Genomic DNA, 19,511 nt, shown 5'->3' with positions numbered 1-19,511 from the left:
GCTGTAGATGAAAATAAAGAATCTTATATTTGGCTCACCAATTCCTAATGCAAAGCAACAGGATCAAAAAATTGGCTTATTTGCTGGGTTTGCAATATTATCATCAAATGCATTATCTTCAGTCTCTTATGCCACGGGAGAGGTATTTATAGTTTTAGCCACGGCAGGTGCTGCGGCTGTTTCACAGTACTCTATTGGAGTATCTGTGATGGTTATATTATTAATGTTACTGATGGGTTTTTCTTATGCTCAAGTCATAAAAGCTCATCCAGAGGGTGGTGGGTCTTACTCAATAGTAAAAGCACACTTTAGTGAAAAATTAGTTTTATTGACCTCAGCATCATTGATTATTGATTATATACTTACTGTAGCAGTATCAGTATCAACAGCTGCGGTAGCAATTAGCTCAGCATTCCCAGCCTTAGAAAATTATAGCACTAAGTTAGCATTATTTTTCTTGGTTTTTTTGATGATTATGAATCTAAGAGGGGTAAAGTCTACAGCTAAAATATTTGTATGGCCAACATATATGTTTATTGTCTCAATAATTGTGATGATAATAGTGGGTATATATCAATATAATCAAGGCACTTTAGAGACATTTGCTTACCAACAAGACTATCTTAATCAAATGCAAGCATCGATGGGTGTTTTAACAATAACTCTTGTTCTTCGAGCTTTTTCTTCAGGAAGTGCTGCTTTGACTGGTATAGAGTCCTATGCTAATGGAGTCGCTGCTTATAAGTCTCCAGGACTATCTAAGGCTATTATTGGCCTATTATTAATGGTTTTTTTGTCTATAGTGATGTTTGCAGGAGTTACTTTTATTGCTGCAAAAACTGAGATACTTCCTAACTTCTCTGAAAGCGTATTATCTCAAGTAGCTCATCAAGTATTAGGGAATGGCTTTTTTTATTATTTTTTACAAGCATCAACCTGCTTAATTTTGCTTATGGCTGCTAATACATGTTTCACAGGTTTTCCTATTCTTGCTGCAATCATGAGTAAAGATAATTATCTGCCTGAACAGCTTCAGCGTTTAGGCGATAGATTTGCTTTTAGAAATGGTATTCTTATTTTGACAGTTCTGTCAGCTATTTTAGTTATTATTTTTGATGCTAAGGTTAGTAGGCTAATACCTTTGTATGCATTTGGCGTTTTTATCGCATTTACTCTTTGTCAAGCTGGCTTGGTTAAATATTGGTATAAGAATAAACGTACTTACAAGAGCTGGGGTATTAGAGCGTTCGTCAATGCTTTTGGTTGTGTGGCAACTTTTGTTGTCTTAATCACTATTATTGAAAGTAAGTTTTTCGAAGGTGTTTGGATAGTAATAATTGCTATATTGATAATAATGTATGGCTTGTATTCAATCAAAATGCATTATATCAAAAGAGAGCATAGCTTAGCGCAGAGTGTTGATGAAGCCATAGTCAATGCTTGTATACATGAGAGTTTAAAGCCAAAGATAGTTATATTAGTATCTCGTATTCACCGGGGTACAATAGATGCGTTGACATTGGCGAGAAATATCTCTGATGATATAACACCAGTATTTGTTTCAGCAAATGAGAAGAAAATTGAAAAAATAAAAACAGAGTGGAAAAATCTTGCTTTTAAAGAAAAGCTCTTGGTTATGCGTCCAGTTTATAATTCTTTTATCACACCTGTACTGCAGATTTTACACAAGAATGATTTAAGAGACCCTGAGAAAGGATATTCTGTGGTAATAATTCCTGAGGTTGTAAATACAAAGTGGTGGCACTTTTTATTACATAACCAAAATTCGCGAATGGTTAAATTAGCTATTGCTGCAATGGATAAAAAAGATAATAAGACAGCTACCAGAGTGGTTATCTCTGTACCGTATAAGGCAGAGTAGCTGATGTTGAGATTTTTTGGAAATTTCTGGCATATATCTGATTTTTTCTGGAAAAGTAAGTACGGTAAAATAGCTCTGGCAATAGTAGCTTTGTTGCTGGTTCTTGAGGGCTTGGGGGTTGCTCTAAGTGTTTACTTAAACTCGTGGAATGTTGGGTTTTATAACTCAATTCAAGAATATAATAAGGCATTGCTGATACATCAATTAATTATCTTTATAGTCTTGATATCATTGATGATGTTTAACTTCTTTCTATCATATTTAGTTAAGCAGTTTTTTATTATTTTTATCCGTAAACCAATGACTGATTTTTATACTAAAAATTGGCTGTACTCACGATCATACTACAGAAGTAAACAGGTTGATAATCCAGAAGAAAGGATTGATGAAGATGTTACAAGATTTATTACCGATTCACAGTCATTATTTTTGGGAATTACAAGAAGTATTTTTAGTTTTTTCTCATTTGCGGTAGTTTTGTGGGGATTATCAGGAGACTATACTTTCAATATTTTAGGTGTAGATATTACCATCTACGGCTATCTTTTTTGGGTGGCTTTTTTATTAGGTCTTTTGAATATAGTCGTAGTATTTTGGGTTGGTAAACCCTTGAAAAAACTGGTGTATCAAAAGCAGAAGTTACAAGCTAACTTCAGATATCACTTATCTACCATCAGAAATAATAGACTTTCAGTTAGAGACTATAACGCTGAAAGATATGAATATGCTCGTTCTAGAAGGAATTTCAAAGCAATTGTAACTAACTTCTATAGTTTAATGTTCCGTAATGCAAAAATAGATGTTGTAAATACGCTATTTAGTCAAGTCTATGCGATTATCGGTACAATCTTATCATTGCCTAGATATTTTGCAAAACAGATAAGTTTTGGTCAGATGATGCAGGTAAACTCAGCAGTAATGCAAGTTATATTCCCTATGGTTTATCTTACATATGTGTATGAGACATTAGCTAGTCTAAGGGCTAGTATGTCACGGCTTACTGAGTTAAAGCATGAAATTTCATCAGAAAAACTGAGTGATGATGAAACAGATTTACTAAACTGTGAAGAAAGTATTTTAGAGGTAAATAGTTTTTCGTTACAGAAATCACAAGACTCGCCATTCTTGTTAGACAATATATGTTTCAGGCTAAAGAACCATGAAAGGTTGCTTATAAGCGGACATTCTGGGATTGGAAAAAGTACTTTGTTAAGAGCCATTGCTGGGGTAGGATGTGGTAGTCATGAGGGAGATATTATCTTTGCTAGGAAGTGTCTCAAGATTTGTTTACTACCTCAGAAGCCTTACTATCCTGAAGATGATTTTAAGAGAGCTGTTTTTTATCCAATACAAACAGGTTTACCATCAGATGATAGATTTATTGAGATACTAGAATTATTAAATGTTGGCTACCTGACCAAATATATAAATACAATAAATGATTGGCGAAATTTTCTATCGTCTGGTGAACAACAAAAGCTCAATTTCTGTAGGATTTTTGTTAAGGAGTATGATCTGTTGTTACTTGATGAGGCAACTTCAAACATTGATGTGAACTCTGAAAGAAAAATATATGAAATTCTACAAGAAAAGGGCTTTGCGTATATTTCAACAAGTCATAGTGAGAGAGTAAGAGAGTATCATAATAATTTTTTAGATTTTTCTAATGATTGATCAAAAGATGGACAATAATACTAGCAAAATATCCTAAGGCGATAACCCAAGTCCATTTGAGGTGTCCCATGAAGGTATATTTACCTTTGGATTTGCCCATCACAGCAACACCCGCTGCTGAACCTATAGCTAGTAAGCTACCACCAACTCCTGCAGTTAGAGTTATTAATAGCCACTGGGCATGCTCCATTGTTGGATTCATACTAAGTACTGCAAACATAACAGGTATGTTATCAATGATTGCTGAAAGTATACCAATGATGGTATTGGCTTGAGTGTGAGCAGAGAATATGCTTGGAGCAATTGACTGCATGTCTGTGTAAATATATTGAGAAGCAAGGCCAAGATAGCCTAAAGCGGCTAGCCCCTGTACAGAAACTAATATTCCATAGAAAAATAATAATGTATCCCATTCAGCTTCCTTGACCTTATCAAAGATATCAAAAGCATGGGGAGGCATTTTGTGTTTCTTTGGATTCCTATTTTCATAAGCAATTTTCAATCCATAGATATAGTTATATATCATTACATACCCAAAACCTGTCATCATTCCTAGAGATGGTGGTAAGTGAAGTAAATGCTCAAATGATACAGCTGTAGCGATCGTTAAGATAAATAGTAAAATAACGGGAATGGCACCTCGCTTTAGCTCTACCTTTTCTTCTATTATCGATTGAGATTCCATTTTTGGCACAAAGAAGCTCATGATAATGGCAGGTACAAGGAAGTTTACTAATGATGGAATAAAGATTGCGAAAAACTCAGTGAATTTAACAATGCCTGTTTGCCATACCATAAGTGTTGTAATATCACCAAATGGCGAGAATGCACCTCCAGCATTTGCTGCAACAACTACATTCACACATGCCATTGTTATAAATTTTTTATTGTCTTTGCCAATAGATATCACAACAGTGCTCATTACTAGTGCTGTTGTTAGGTTATCAGCAACTGCTGATAAGAAAAAAGATATAATACCTGTAAGCCAAAATGTAGCAAGATATCCGAAACCAGCTCTTAGTAGTGTGCTTTTTAGCTTGGCAAAGACATTGCGATCCTCCATTAGGTTAATATATGCCATTGCGACTAATAAGAATAATAAGAGCTCACCATACTCGGTCATAATATGGTCAAAGTTTGAGTGAACAATATTGTTCGCTCCAAGTGACTTTCCAACTATTGCAACAAGTATCCAAATAATACCTGCAGCGAGGATTACAGGTTTGGACTTATTGAGTTTTGTGAAATCTTCTGTCATAACGAATAAGTAAGCAATTACAAAAACCACAACTGCGGCTATAGCTAGTGGCTGATCAATAGCATGAACACTCACAGCACTCAGAGACTCTGTCCCTTGGGCAAATGACAAAATAGGTAAGATACTCATAAGTATTATGAGTGAGAGTTTTTTATACATCATATCTAAACAAAAATTATTGATGGCGCTATTATAACATTGTCAGCTAGAGAGTTAAGAATAAAACATACTTTTACTTTCAGGAGCACTACTATACTAAATGAGTAACATATTTATATTATTCTGATATAATAACCCGCTACTTACAAATAAAATACAAGGGGTGTTTCTATGTGGAAATATTCTCCAATAAAAACTATTCTTATTCTTGGTCCTATGGTCTTTGCTTTTGCATTGGCTATGGATGTCTATATGCCCGTTCTACCAGATATGCGCGAAGCGCTAAATACAACTCAGCAAATGGTACAAGTTACATTGTCTTTATTTTTGGTTGTTACAGGGATTGGTCAGCTTATTTTAGGTCCTCTATCTGATCAATTCGGTAGGTTCAAAGTTATATTAACTTCTTCAATTATATTTTTAGTTGGTTCAGTTTTATGTGCGATTTCTCAAAATATTGAGTTTTTGATATTTTCGAGAGTTATCCAAGCGGTAGGCTGTTGCGGTCTATCTGTATGTGCTTTTGCAATTATTAGAGATGCATTTTTTGGTAAAACAAGTTCGATGATATATAGTTTTATTAATGCGATAATTTCAGTCTCGCCAATAATTGGGCCATTAATTGGTGTACAGTTGGCGATACATTTTCCATGGTATTCAGCTTTTATATTTCTAGCAATATTAGCTTTTGTGGCATTTTTGATAATAGTATTTTTTGTTAAAGAAAGCTTACCTGTTGAAAGACGCAAAAAGATGACTTGGAGTGTTTTTGCAAGATATTTACATGTCTTAAAGTCTTTACAATTTTGGGCGTATTCGCTAGCAGCTGTATCAGGAATGGTTTCGTTTTTTATATTATTTTCAATGACACCATATATTATCAACTATTTAGGTTATCCAATTTCAGAGATATATATTGTATTTGGTTCAGCAGGGGTGGCATTTTTGATAGGTTCAATATTTGCTGGAGTTATTGTTAATGCACTTGGTGTCTATAACACTGCCTTTCTTGGTGTGGTGTGTGTATTTATTGCAGGTGTTTTATCATTTAGTATATATGAAATATGGGGATTAAGTTTATGGGGCTTTTTTGCTCCGTGTTTCTTAGCGACATTTGGTTGTGCCCTTACCGCAGGTACTGGTGCTAGTGGTAGCATGGAGCCTTTCTATGAAATGGCGGGTGTTGCAGCAGCATTATTTGGAACTATGGAGTTTGCTATTAGTGGAACTATAGGCAGCATAGCGATGTTATTCCCAGCAACTAGCTCTTTACCAATAGCAATTACAATGATTATTATTTCTATTATTGCGGCCTCATTGTTAATTCTAGTCAAAATCACACAGACAAAAGAATAGCTAATATTTATAAATCATAGAAGTTACTTATGCTAAAAATATTAAAAACTATATTTAGTACAGTTAAATCGATATCGAGCTCTTACTGGAGTTGGTATATGAATTCGTGGAGGAGAATTGCTCCAATAAGATACTTTGGTATTTTTCTTATGATATTGATAATAATATACGAAGTTTTCTTTAAATCTTAACTTAATAATGCTCGTGAAGCATAGTCTTATGAATTGTGGTTAGTTTCTGTCAATCTTTAAGCTTTAATATGCATATATGCATGACAGCTATGCGTATATAGATATTTTTATCTATTTTGAAATAAATTAGAATCACTGGTATTGAGTCATCATAACCTTAATTATTGCCTTTTGAATAAATATAGATGTTCTTATAGATCAAAGGCAAAAGTTAGATACTCTAATTTCAAGAATTGATTTTATAAGAAACCAAAGGATAAACTATGAAAAAAACATCACTTGTTGTAGTTGCGCTATTTACGTCAACATTAGCCTTAGCAACACCATTCACTTTGAATATTGATAATCAATCTGAAGCACAGGGATTGCAACTTCATTCATCTACTGATGGGGATAAGAACCTTGAAAAAGGCATCAATACTTTTAATCTTGATACTCAAAATCAGTATGAGATCCGTATACCAAATGTTCAGATAATAGGATCATTGAAGCAAGATGCAAGCTTTTTTACTATGCAGAGTGTTCCAATGAATCCACAATATTATCAAAATTTGAATGTTGAAATCTCATCTCCAAATGGTTCATACAAAACTGTAACACCAAAGCAAGCTAATGGCATATGTAGTATTGATACCCAAGGGCAGGGCATTACTTGTAGAGTATCAAAAGTAGCACCAAGCGAGCTTAATATTACCCTCACAGGAGGTAAAGCTCCTGAGCCAATAGCTGAGTATACTTACGATGCGGGTGTTTGGAATGATTCAAAAATATATCAAGTCAAATATAATCCGACTTTGTACCCTAAAGTAATATATTCGGTAGATGGAGGAAAGAACTATATGTCATATGTAGCTTGTTGGTATGCAGATGCTTCAAATACTCCAGGAAATGGTGATCCTTGGAGAGAGTACGATCCATCAAAAAATGTTTGCTCGTAAAATCTCCATGATTAAAACTATACTCTAAAGCTATCTAGACACTATTTATTTCATAAATTTCTTATCATTAAGGCAAACTTCATATCATCAGATGTGACATTATCAAATCTAACTTTAGCTTGATAACCACTACCTTTTGCCTCTTCCATAGGATTACCATCTTTGTCTAGCATATTGTCTAGTATTATCTCACGACTACCAGATGGCAACATAAGTTCGATACTATCGCCGATTTTCATTTTGTTACGGACATTGATATCAGCATAGCCAGTATGCTCATCGAAGTTTGTTATTTCACCAACAAACTGCTGAGTAGAACTACGTGAGTCTGAGTTTTCATACTTTTGATACTCATCATGAACATGGCGACGATAGAACCCTTCGGTATAACCTCTGTGAGCTAGACCTTCAAGTTTATCCATAAGCGTCATGTCAAAAGGCTTGCCTGCAAGAACATCCTTGATAGCTTGGTCATATAGCTGAGCAGTTCTAGCAGCATAGAAAAATGATTTTGTACGACCCTCTATCTTAAAGCAATCAACACCCATTTTCATCATTGCTTCTACATGTTGTATAGCTCTTAGGTCTTTTGAATTCATAATATAAGTACCATGCTCATCTTCAAACATTGGGTTATATTGTCCTGGCTCTTTGTCATTCTCTATAAGCACTACTTTATCGGTAGGTGTACCTATACCAAGAGTTGACTTGACTTCAACAGGTTCGAAATCTCCCCACTCGTTTTGTTTTGCTTCAGCAACTTTGTAGTTATTGCGACAAGCATTATTACATACACCTTGGTTAGGATCTCTATGACTGTAGTATCCTGATAGTAGACATCTACCTGAGTAAGCCATACATAATGAGCCATGAACAAATGTTTCAATTTCCATATCTGGAACATGCTCTTTGATCTCTGCGATTTCTTTTAGAGATAGTTCTCTTGATAATACAACGCGTGTAATACCAAATTTTTGCCAAAATCTAACAGTTTCATAGTTCACAGCATTGGCTTGAACTGATAAATGTATCTCTTGGTCTGGGAAGCTCTCTCTAACTAGCATAATCATGCCAGGGTCTGACATAATCATTGCATCAGGTTTAAGAGCAAGTACAGGAGCTATATCTTTGATGTAAGTTTTGATTTTAGCATTATGTGGAGCTATATTATTAGCTAGCATTATCTTCTTGCCTTGCGCATGAGCTTCAGTAATTGCTGTTTCAAGAGTCTCTAATTTTGAGAACTCATTATTTCTAGCCCTTAGGCTATAGCGAGGTTGTCCAATATATACTGCATCAGCCCCATAAGCAAAAGCATAGCGCATAGCTTTTAAGGTGCCTGCAGGTGACAATAGTTCAGGTCTTTTCATGTGTTTTTATCCTTTGATTTCTTAATACTAAGAAGCTAGTTGTTTGATATATTTTAGCTAAATATCTACTTTATTTTATCAATATAGAATTTTAGCCTCTTTTAAGTGAATTTCCAAATCTAAAATATGCTGTAGTTCACATTGATATACGATTGTGATATTATCAGATAAGCTAAATTGTGATTACAATCGACTTCTTAAATTTTATAGGATTTAATGATATGAATTTTGAGCTTGCTAGAGAGAATATGGTAAAGCAACAAGTCCTCACGGAAGGTCTTTCTTTAGATGGTGTTGCAGAGATTATGGCGGATATCCCTAGAGAGATTTTTCTACCCAAGGAGTATCAATCTTTAGCATACTGTGATACAAATCTTGTGATAGATGATAGAGAGCTTAGAAGCCCTATGTTTACAGCTAGGCTAATAGAAGCTTTGGCTATGAAAAAAACTGATAATGTATTAAAGCTTGGTTTAGAAACTGGATATCCAGTAGCGTTGATAGCAAATCTATGTAATAGCGTTGAACTTGTTGATTATGATGAAGAAAGACTAGCTATAGCAAGACGTAATTTAGCAAAAATAGATGTTTATAATGTCGAATTTAATAGCGCTGAGCATCTTACAAACATTATAAAGAATGCCAAGAAATATAATTGTATATATATATCAAATGTTGTAGAAGAAAATGAGGTGGATGAGTCTCTGCTAGATCTTCTTGAGGTTGGTGGTAGATTAGTTTTTGTTGTAAGAACTGATGTGTGTGACAAAGCTTACCTTATAACTAAAACAGTAAAAGAAACGCACCAAAAGAGTTTTCTTTTCAATGTTTATAATAGATAAAATATTATGAAGAAATTAACTCTATGCTTTATTGGTTTGTTTTGGATGTTTACGGCATTTGCCAACGAAGATACTCCTGTGCCAGAATATAAATATGCTGGAAGGCCTGTTGGTACAAATATAAATCAAAACCCCTATAGTGTAGAAAAGCAATATGCGAAAGCTGATGAAATCAAGGTAGATAACAAGTTTTATGATCTTAAAAAGGCTGATGAAGTCGCAATGGTTCGTAATACTGAAGATAAGTTTTATAGTTTAGTTGATATTTATAAGTTGGCTGCTGAACATAATGCAGATTACCAAGCCGCTAGATCAACTTTTGCCGCTAATGTTGAAACAGTGCCAGCTGCTTTGGGTGCATTGTTACCACAAATTGATTTTAACTATAACCTTAGACGAGATCTGTATAATCAGTTTGGTGGTAGGGTTAATGATACTGCAAATAATCTTAATTTTAGTGGTTCACAGGTACTTTTTGATTGGAGTAAGTGGAAGACATATACCCAAGCTACGTATTTGCAAAAATCTTATGCAATGATTTACGCAAAAGCAGAGCAAACTCTTATTACAGACACTGTTACAGCATATTTTGAGCTTCTAAGAGCAGAGCAGGCATTACAGTTCCAGTTTGCAAACGAAGCATGGAACAAAAAACTATATCTAACACAAAAGTATCAATATAATTCTGGTATGGTATCTTATGCGGATTTCAAGACCACAGATGCTCAGTATCGTCAAGCCGTGGCTGATAGAGTTAGTGCTCAGAGGAACTTCATTAATGCAAAAGCAGTAATGGCAAAGCTTATAGGTAAACGTATTAGTTCGATTCTGTATATTTCAAAAGATACTGAATTTGGTAATCCTGTACCAGATGATATTAACTATTGGCTGAATACTGCAGAGAAGTACAATCTTGATATTGCACAGAAGAGATTTGAATATCAAGCAGCTCAAGAAGGTGTTGGCATAGAGTGGGGTAATTTCTTTCCTAAGGTTAACCTAACAGGTGGTATGTTGATGTCAAGAAATGCTCTTTCTGGAAATCAACAGCAGATAGAAAAAATTCCTACTAAATATGATGTTGCTAATATTGGTGGTGAAGCTAATTGGAACCTATTGAGAGGTGGCTCTGATTATGCGAAGCTTAAACAGGCAAGCTATAATAATCAAGCAGCTAATTACGCACTACTTCAAACACAAAGAGAAGTTTATGCAGGGACTGTTGAAGCATATCAAACAGTTGTTTTAGATGCTGTGAGAATAGATGCCTTCAGGAAGTCAGTATATGCTGGTATTGCTTCTGTAAAAGCCATATTAGACGGTTTTGAGGCTGGTACACAGACTATTGTTGATTTGCTTAACCGACAGGCGATACTTGTACAGGCGCAGCTTTCATTCGCTGATGCTATATTTAATTATGTTGAGGATTATGTTAGGTTGAAACAGTTGCAAGGTGGTTTGACCTATAAGGATGTTGAGTATATAAATAATATCCTTGGTAAAACAGATATAATCTCGCAGATTGCTACGGAGTAATTATTGTAATGTCTCAAATTTCAGCTTTTATTTTAGACTTTGAAAAATATAAAGCTGAGACTCTTAAAAACTATATTTCCTCTAAAAAAAATATCAACATAGAAAAGCTAACTAATAAGCAAAAAATATTCTCACAGTTTATTCGTTACTTTGTGTTCGAAAGGTTTTATGGTATTGATAATCTAGAGTTTGAATATAAGCATGGTAAACCATATCTTGAGGGCAGTAAATTTTTTTTTAATATAAGTCATACTCATAACAAGGCGATAATGGTTGTTGCCTGTAATGAAATTGGAGTAGATGCTGAGATTGTATCAGCAAAGAGAAATGTTCTTTTGATAGCTGAGCGATATTTTACTCAGCAGGAGTATCAAAGTATAGAAAATAGTGAGGATGTTTATAGCGAGTTTTATGAATTATGGACTCTCAAAGAAGCACAAGTGAAAAGAAATGCTCTTGGAATTGCTAGAGGGCTTTCTGATGCGAAATTTACTAAGAAGAGTACTCAATGGGTAAGTAATAACTATCCTGAGGATTTTTTTTCATTTACCTATCAAGAGTTATTAATTTCTATTTGCTCACAAAATATTGTGAATCAAAAGATAGATTTATATGAAATACAGGATTTTAATTTTATAAGTAAGAATTATTAGGGGGATAGTTATGGCGTTGCATGCTAAAAAGAGCACAAAAGATAAGTTGTATAAAGAATCATTACCAAAGTTTGAGATTCCAAAAAAATCAAATGATGCTTTTGAAGCATATCAAGAAATCAAAGATGAGTTGATGTTGGATGGTAACTCAAAGCAAAATTTGGCAACATTTTGTCAAACTCAAGTGGATGATTTTATCCACAAACTTATGGATGATTGTATTGATAAAAATATGATAGATAAGGATGAGTATCCACAAACTGCAGAGATAGAATCAAGATGTGTCAATATACTGGCAAACTTATGGAACTCTTCAGCAGAAAATGCTATCGGTTGTTCAACTACTGGCTCATCTGAAGCGGCTATGCTTGGTGGTATGGCAATGAAGTGGCGCTGGCGAGATAAGATGAAGGCGCAAGGCAAAGATTACTCAAAGCCTAACCTTGTTACAGGACCTGTGCAAGTATGTTGGCATAAGTTTGCTAGATACTGGGATATCGAGCTTAGAGAAATCCCTATGTCCAAGGAGAGTCTAATAATGACACCAGAAACGATGCTTGAGTATTGTGATGAAAATACTATAGGTGTTGTGCCTACTTTGGGGGTTACATTTACAGGTCAGTATGAGCCTGTTGAGGCTATTTGCGAAGCTCTAGATGAATTTGAGAAAGAAACTGGTATAGACATTCCAGTGCATGTGGATGCTGCTTCAGGAGGGTTTCTGGCACCATTTATAGAGCCTAAGCTTAGATGGGATTTCAGGTTACCAAGAGTCAAGTCAATCAACTCATCAGGACATAAGTTTGGACTATCTCCTCTAGGGGTAGGTTGGGTTGTTTGGGCCGATAAGAAATATTTACCTCAAGATTTGATTTTCAATGTTAATTATCTTGGTGGAGATATGCCAACATTTGCTCTAAATTTCTCTCGTCCTGGAGGACAAATAGTTGCTCAGTACTATAATTTTGTCAAACTTGGATTCGAAGGTTATAAGAATATTCATAAGCTTAGTTATGATGTTGCAAAGTATATCTCTAAAGAAATCAAAAATATGGGTATCTTTGATATTATTCATGCTGGTAAAGGTGGTATACCAGCCGTGAGTTGGTCACTTAAAGCTAGCAAAAGTTATGATTTGTTTGATATCTCTGAAAAAATACGTGCCAAAGGTTGGCAAATAGCCGCATATTCGATGCCAAAGCATAGAGAGAATTTGGTTGTTATGAGAGTGCTAGTTAGAAGAGGTTTTAGCTTTGATTTGGCAGAGTTAATGATTCGCGACTTAAAAGATGTTGTTGATTCTTTAGAGAATAAATCTAAAGATATTGAAAGATCTAGTTTTTCGCATTAGTAGTATTAGAAGATTTTGATTAATTTATCATGATAAATATTGCTATAATATGTTTGTTAATGAAAGTAAATTGTATTAAGAGTAGTTGGTAGTTTTATGTGTGGAGTTATAGGAGTCGCTGGACCAAATCAGGTTAGCTATGCATTATTTTATGGTTTAAGTCTTTTGCAGCATAGAGGGCAAGATGCTGCCGGTATCGCAACAATGGATGATGGTCATTTTTTCATGCGCAAAAATACAGGACTTGTAAGTGATGTATTTACAGATGAGAAGTTAGAAAAATCAAAAGGTAAAATGGGTATAGGACATGTGAGATATCCTACAGCTGGTAGCTTAGGAGCTGCAGATAGTCAGCCTTTTTATGTCAATAATCCTCATGGTATAGTTTTTGCACATAACGGAAATCTTACGAATGTTGATGAGCTTGCGCAGATGTTACATGATATCGAAAGACGCCATCTAAACACAACTTCCGATTCGGAATTGCTTCTGAATTTTTTTGCATGTGGTATGAATAAGTCCAAAGGTTGTCCAACGACAGAAGCTGTATATAAAGCATGTGAGTTTGTTTTTGAGCATGCTAAGGGTGGTTATGCTTGTACTGCGATGATAGCGAATTTTGGCTTAGTCGCTTTTAGGGATCCGTATGGGATACGTCCTTTGATACTAGGTGTTAAGGAATATGACAATGGCGAGAAAGCTTATATGGTCGCTAGTGAAAGCGTTTCTTTGGATATATCAGGGTTTAAGATACTAAGAGATGTTGAGCCAGGAGAGGTGATAATTATCACAGAAGATAGGCAGGTCCATTCTAAAATATGTGCAAAAAATCCAGTTTTGGCACCTTGTTTATTTGAGTATGTATACTTTGCACGTCCTGATAGTGTTATGAATGGCGTAAGCGTATATCAAGCTAGAGTTGATGCTGGTAAAGTTTTAAGCCAAAGAATCAAAGAAACTTGGAAAGATAAAGAGATTGATATTGTAATACCGGTACCGGAGACAGGTAGAGCATCTGCTCAGGAGATTGCAACTGCATTAGGTGTTGAGTACCGTGAGGGGTTTGTCAAAAACCGTTATGTTGGTAGAACTTTTATCATGCCTGAAAATGTTGATAGAAAGAACTTCGTTAGAAGAAAGCTAAATCCAATACCAGCAGAATTTAAGGATAAGAATGTTTTGCTGGTTGATGACTCAATAGTTAGAGGTACAACATCTAAGCGAATTATTGAAATGGTTAGAGATTTAGGCGCAAAATCTGTATATCTTGCTTCTGTATCACCGGCTGTTTGTTATCCAAATGTCTATGGTATTGATATGCCTGTTAAGTCAGATTTAGTTGCTCATGGTAAGTCATTAGAGGAAATTCGCCAGTGGATTGGTGTTGATGGCCTTATATACTTGCCATTGACTGATCTTAAAGAGATTGTTCAAAAGCAAAATCCTGATATTACAGAGTTTGAAGATAGTGTTTTCTCTGGTAACTATATTACAGGTGATGTCGATGAAGCATATTTGGATGAGCTAGAAAGACATAGAAAAGAGTTAAAAGAATTGGAAAAGAAATATAAAGGGTTTGATAGCTAATGATTAGGTTTTTTGAAGGGTTGAGTGCATTATCCCCGTTTAAAAGAGAGAAAATTTTAGCAGATGCTAAAAAGATATCTAATAAAGTTGAGTCTGTATCTACTCAATATATCCATGTAGTAGAACTTGAGTCAGAGTTAAGTAGTGAGCAAGAAAAAATAATTAAATCTTTACTTAACTACAATATAGAGTATGGTTTGACAGAGCCTAAGGGTCATACTTTTATTACGGCTCCAAGAGCAGGCACGATCTCTCCTTGGTCATCAAAGGCGACAGATATTATCCGTAATACGGGTATCAGTGCTGTTAAGAGAGTAGAAAGAGCTGTTCTTTTTGGTGTTGAGGGACAGGTTTCTGATAGTGAGCTAAGAGCTATAGAAAATTTAGTACATGATCGTATGGTTGAGGAAGTCTTTAGTTGTAAAGATGATCTACACAGATTATTTGGTGTTACAGCTCCAAAAGAACTAGAGAGTGTTAATGTACTAGAAAATGGTGCTCAAGCTATCAAAGATGCTGATAAAAAACTTGGCTTAGCTCTAAGTGAGCAAGAGATTGACTATCTAGCCGATGAATATACTAAGCTGGGCAGAAATCCTACTGATACAGAGCTGTATATGTTTGCTCAAGCAAACTCAGAGCATTGTAGACATAAGATTTTTAATGCCAAATGGACTATCGACGGTCAAGAGCAAGATAAGTCATTGTTTAAAATGATTCGCAACACTACTGAGAAATCTCCGAAAGGTGTACTTTCTGCATATAAGGATAATGCTGCTGTGATAGAGGGTACAACTGCTCAGAGATTCTATTCAAATACGCAAACTGGTGTTTATAACTTCAATCAAGAAGAAGTTGATATCTTGATGAAAGTTGAAACTCATAATCACCCAACTGCTATTGCGCCATTTAGTGGTTCGGCAACTGGTGTTGGTGGCGAGATTCGTGATGAGGGAGCTACTGGATTGGGAGCTAAGCCAAAAGCTGGTTTGACAGGATTTACAGTATCAAACTTAAATATCCCAGGTTTTGAGCAAGCTTGGGAGACTAGCAAGTATGGTAAACCACACCATATAGTTACACCACTTCAAATCATGCTAGAGGCTCCAATAGGTGGTGCTCATTATTCAAATGAATTTGGTCGTCCAAATCTAAATGGTTATTTCCGCACCTTTGAGCAAGAAGTGAACACATCTGCAGGTAAAGAGATGTTTGGTTATCATAAGCCGATTATGATTGCTGGTGGTATGGGCAATATCAAGAGAATGCATGTTGAGAAAGGCGATATCAATGTTGGTGCTAAGCTAATCTGTCTTGGTGGACCTGCAATGCGTATTGGTTTAGGGGGTGGCGCGGCATCTTCTGTAGTATCTTCTGATACTAACTCAGAACTAGATTTTGCTTCTGTTCAGCGTGATAATGCTGAGATGGAGCGTCGTTGCCAAGAGGTTATCGATAGGTGTTGGCAAATGGGTGAGCATAATCCAATCACATTTATCCATGATGTTGGTGCTGGTGGTATTTCAAATGCATTCCCAGAGCTTGTCAAAGATGGTAATGTTGGTGGACATTTTGAGCTTAGAAAAGTAAATGTCGGTGAAGAAGGACTTTCACCACTAGAAATATGGTCAAATGAGTCACAAGAAAGATATGTATTATCAGTTGATCCTGAATCGCTAGAGCTTTTTGAACAACTTTGTAACAGAGAAAGATGTCCATTTGCCGTAGTGGGTGAGGCAATTTCTGAAAAGCATATCACGCTAAATGATGAGTACTTTGATAATAAGCCGGTTGATTTACCAATGGGATTATTATTTGGTAATACACCACAAATGCATATTGATGTTAAAACTGTCAAAGTTGAGCAAGATGCTTTTGATACGAGTGCTATTAACCTTGACGATGCGATTGAAAGGGTACTAAAAGTACCAGCTGTAGCTTCTAAATCTTTCTTAATCACAATTGGTGATAGAAGTATTACAGGTATGGTTGCACGTGATCAGATGGTTGGCCCATGGCAAGTTCCTGTTGCTGATTGTGCTGTGACAACTGCTACAGTAGATAGTCAAGCAGGTGAAGCAATGGCTATGGGTGAGAGAACTCCTGTTGCGGCTATTAATGCAGCAGCTTCTGGTAGATTAGCAATTGCTGAGACTGTAACAAATCTACTGGCTTCTGATATTGAGAAGCTAAGCGATATTCGCCTATCTGCGAACTGGATGGTTGCTGCAAATCAAGGTGACGAAAATCAAAAGTTATATGAGACTGTAAAAGCTGTTGGTATGGAATTTGCACCAGCGTTGGGTATTGCAATACCCGTTGGTAAAGATTCAATGTCAATGAAAACCCAGTGGTTAGATAAATCGGGGTCAGATAATGGTCAAGCTAAATCTGTAACATCGCCGTTATCATTAGTGATTTCAGGTTTCTCACCTGTGGTAAATGCGCGTAAGACTCTTACACCAGTTTTAGTTGATGATAATGATACAACTCTTTTACATATTGATCTATCAAATGGTGCTGGTAGACTTGGAGCTTCATGTTTAGCCCAAGCTTATAACCAAGTTGGTAATGTTGTTCCTGATGTTGAAGCAAGTAAGTTGAAGATGCTATTTGAAAATATCACTAAGCTAAAAGCTGAAAATAAAATCTTAGCATATCATGATGTATCTGATGGTGGTGTATTTACAACTTTAGCTGAGATGTCGTTTGCAGGGCGTAAAGGTTTAGATATTAGGCTACAAACTCAAGACATATTAGCAAAACTTTTCGCAGAAGAAGTTGGCGCTGTTATACAAGTTAAAAATAGTGATGTAGCACTAGTTGAAGAAATGTTTGACGATACTCAAATTCACTTGTGTGCAATAGCTAAACTAAACTCTAGTGATGAGTTAAACATCTTTGCAAATGGTGAGAAAGTATACTCAAATACGCGTGTAAACTTACAAAGAAGGTGGGCTGAGACTTCTTATCAAATTCAATCAATCCGTGATAATAGCGAATGTGCTAAACAAGAGTTTGATAGTATCTTAAATACTAATGATAAAGGTATACATGTAGAAGCAACATTTGATCTTGAAGAGGATGTTACAGCTAGGTTTGTCAATGTTGAGAAGCCAAAAGTTGCGATTCTAAGAGAACAAGGTGTCAATGGACAAGTTGAGATGGCAGCAGCATTTACTACAGCTGGCTTTGAGGCTCATGATGTGCATATGTCAGATTTACATGCTGGGCGTGTATCGTTGGCAGATTTCAAAGTATTAGTAGCTTGTGGTGGTTTCTCGTATGGCGATGTTTTGGGTGCCGGCGGTGGCTGGGCGAAGAATATCCTCTTTACCGAGAAGCTAAGAGATGAGTTTAGCAAATTCTTTGGTCGTGATGATACTCTAGCATTAGGTGTGTGTAATGGTTGTCAAATGCTTGCACAGCTTAAATCACTAATCAAAGGCGCTGAAAACTGGCCGATATTTATCAAGAATAAATCAGAGCAGTTTGAGGCTAGAGTGTCTATGGTTGAGATTCAAGAGTCTGACTCTATTTGGTTCGCTGATATGGCAGGCACAAAAGCACCAATTGCGGTAGCTCATGGTGAGGGTCGTCCATTATTTGAAAATGATAGTCAGCAACAAGCTATGTTAGCAAGTTCGCAAGTAGCTCTTAAATATATCGATGGTCAAGGTCAAGCTACAGAAATGTATCCATACAATCCAAATGGCGCGGTGGATGGTCTAACAGCTGTCACAGCTCTAGATGGTCGTGTCCTTGCAATGATGCCACACCCAGAGCGTGTCTATAGAGCGATTACAAATTCGCATATCTCAGCGGAATATGATGAGTATTCTGTATGGATGAGAATGTTTAGAAATGCTAGAAAGTGGGTTGGTTGATGAGATGAGTAATGAGAAAAGCATTATCTATGTTTTATCTAATGAAGCCATGCCTGGACTTATCAAAATTGGCAAAACAACTCAAAATAGTGTTGAGAGTAGAGTTTCTCAGTTATATACAACAGGCGTGCCTCTTCCTTTTAAATGTGAATATGCTGTCGAAGTTGAAGATTGTCATGTTGTTGAAAGGGCTTTACATACAGCTTTTAGAAATAACAGAATAAATCCTAATAGAGAATTCTTTGATATAGAACCTGATCAGGTGATAGCAATATTAAAGCTACTTGACTGTAGTTTAAAAGATGTTACAAAAGATTTTGAAGATGAGATTGAGAAGAATACTGACAAAATAGATCTTAAATCTGCCGAAAAGGCTGCTTCAAAAAGACCTAACATGAATTTTATTGAGATGGGAATTCCTAATAATGCTGAACTTTCTTTTGTTGATGATACTTCTATTAAAGTCAAAGTTATCGGAGCAAAGAAAGTTTCTTATGATGGTCGTGAAATGAGTTTAACAATGGCAACTAGAATTGTTAAAGAACTAGATGAAAAGCATCCTATTAGGCCTGCACCATATTGGTTGTATAATGGGGATAAGCTTGACAGTTTGTATGAGGCAACATACGAGTTTTAAAAATCCATGATTCAACACGGCTGCTTCAATAGTGAAGATGTGTCAGAGTGGAAAGTTAAGGTTTTACTATTTAATCTATTCATTTATATTGTGCTAAAATACTAATAGAGTATTTTTAAATTGCTCGTTTTTTACTGAAGATATTGAAGTTAACCCAGAAGAGGGTATGGTTTGGTAAGTGGTATTTGCA

General features: G+C 35.7%; 13 protein-coding genes. 11 read left to right on the top strand and 2 right to left on the bottom strand.

Annotation, left to right across the window (positions count from 1 at the left end; genetic code table 11):
- The first annotated feature begins 7 nt into the window (after nt 1-7).
- On the top strand, nt 8-1,882 hold the full coding sequence (locus tag FQ699_RS02355; RefSeq protein WP_146420952.1) for an APC family permease: 1,875 nt from the start codon (nt 8-10) through the stop codon (nt 1,880-1,882).
- 3 nt (nt 1,883-1,885) lie between these two features.
- Complete coding sequence (locus tag FQ699_RS02350; RefSeq protein WP_146420951.1) at nt 1,886-3,556, top strand: ABC transporter ATP-binding protein/permease; 1,671 nt, start codon at nt 1,886-1,888, stop codon at nt 3,554-3,556.
- Here FQ699_RS02350 and nhaD read toward each other — a convergent pair.
- The gene (gene nhaD / locus FQ699_RS02345) at nt 3,546-4,973 is read right to left on the bottom strand and encodes a sodium:proton antiporter NhaD (RefSeq protein WP_013922270.1); all 1,428 of its coding nucleotides are present in this window, start codon (nt 4,971-4,973) and stop codon (nt 3,546-3,548) included. The two genes, FQ699_RS02350 and nhaD, sit on opposite strands and share 11 nt — an antisense overlap.
- A 171-nt stretch (nt 4,974-5,144) precedes the next feature.
- Here nhaD and FQ699_RS02340 point away from each other — a divergent pair, with 171 nt between their 5' ends.
- Nucleotides 5,145-6,329: a multidrug effflux MFS transporter gene (locus FQ699_RS02340; RefSeq protein WP_146420950.1), complete on the top strand. Its 1,185-nt coding sequence runs from the start codon at nt 5,145-5,147 to the stop codon at nt 6,327-6,329.
- A gap of 454 nt (nt 6,330-6,783) precedes the next feature.
- Entirely contained in the window at nt 6,784-7,458 is a 675-nt protein-coding gene (locus FQ699_RS02335) for a hypothetical protein (protein ID WP_146420949.1), read from the top strand.
- 50 nt (nt 7,459-7,508) lie between these two features.
- On the opposite strand, the gene trhP is transcribed toward FQ699_RS02335, so the two are convergent.
- The gene (gene trhP / locus FQ699_RS02330) at nt 7,509-8,828 is read right to left on the bottom strand and encodes a prephenate-dependent tRNA uridine(34) hydroxylase TrhP (protein WP_146420948.1); all 1,320 of its coding nucleotides are present in this window, start codon (nt 8,826-8,828) and stop codon (nt 7,509-7,511) included.
- Between the two features lie 221 nt (nt 8,829-9,049).
- Here trhP and FQ699_RS02325 point away from each other — a divergent pair, with 221 nt between their 5' ends.
- From FQ699_RS02325 to FQ699_RS02295, 7 genes are all read left to right on the top strand, one after another.
- On the top strand, nt 9,050-9,670 hold the full coding sequence (locus FQ699_RS02325) for a protein-L-isoaspartate O-methyltransferase family protein (RefSeq protein WP_146420947.1): 621 nt from the start codon (nt 9,050-9,052) through the stop codon (nt 9,668-9,670).
- A gap of 6 nt (nt 9,671-9,676) precedes the next feature.
- The gene (locus tag FQ699_RS02320) at nt 9,677-11,206 is read left to right on the top strand and encodes a TolC family protein (RefSeq protein WP_146420946.1); all 1,530 of its coding nucleotides are present in this window, start codon (nt 9,677-9,679) and stop codon (nt 11,204-11,206) included.
- A gap of 8 nt (nt 11,207-11,214) precedes the next feature.
- Complete coding sequence (locus FQ699_RS02315) at nt 11,215-11,859, top strand: 4'-phosphopantetheinyl transferase family protein (protein ID WP_146420945.1); 645 nt, start codon at nt 11,215-11,217, stop codon at nt 11,857-11,859.
- A 10-nt stretch (nt 11,860-11,869) separates the two neighbouring features.
- Nucleotides 11,870-13,210, top strand: coding sequence for a glutamate decarboxylase (gene gad / locus FQ699_RS02310; protein ID WP_146420944.1), 1,341 nt, complete (start codon nt 11,870-11,872; stop codon nt 13,208-13,210).
- A 96-nt stretch (nt 13,211-13,306) separates the two neighbouring features.
- Nucleotides 13,307-14,797 carry an amidophosphoribosyltransferase gene (gene purF / locus FQ699_RS02305; RefSeq protein ID WP_146420943.1) on the top strand — a complete coding sequence of 497 codons (1,491 nt, stop codon included), beginning with the start codon at nt 13,307-13,309 and terminating at the stop codon, nt 14,795-14,797.
- Entirely contained in the window at nt 14,797-18,684 is a 3,888-nt protein-coding gene (gene purL, locus FQ699_RS02300; RefSeq protein ID WP_146420942.1) for a phosphoribosylformylglycinamidine synthase, read from the top strand. Before purF ends, purL begins: the two co-directional genes overlap by 1 nt.
- Entirely contained in the window at nt 18,662-19,321 is a 660-nt protein-coding gene (locus tag FQ699_RS02295; protein ID WP_218961588.1) for a GIY-YIG nuclease family protein, read from the top strand. The genes purL and FQ699_RS02295 overlap by 23 nt, the downstream gene beginning before the upstream one ends.
- Nucleotides 19,322-19,511 lie beyond the last annotated feature (190 nt).

This window comes from Francisella salimarina, assembly GCF_007923265.1.
Lineage (GTDB): Bacteria > Pseudomonadota > Gammaproteobacteria > Francisellales > Francisellaceae > Francisella > Francisella salimarina.
The sequence above is the reverse complement of the archived record's forward strand: the minus strand, read 5'-3'. Positions and strand labels throughout refer to the sequence as shown.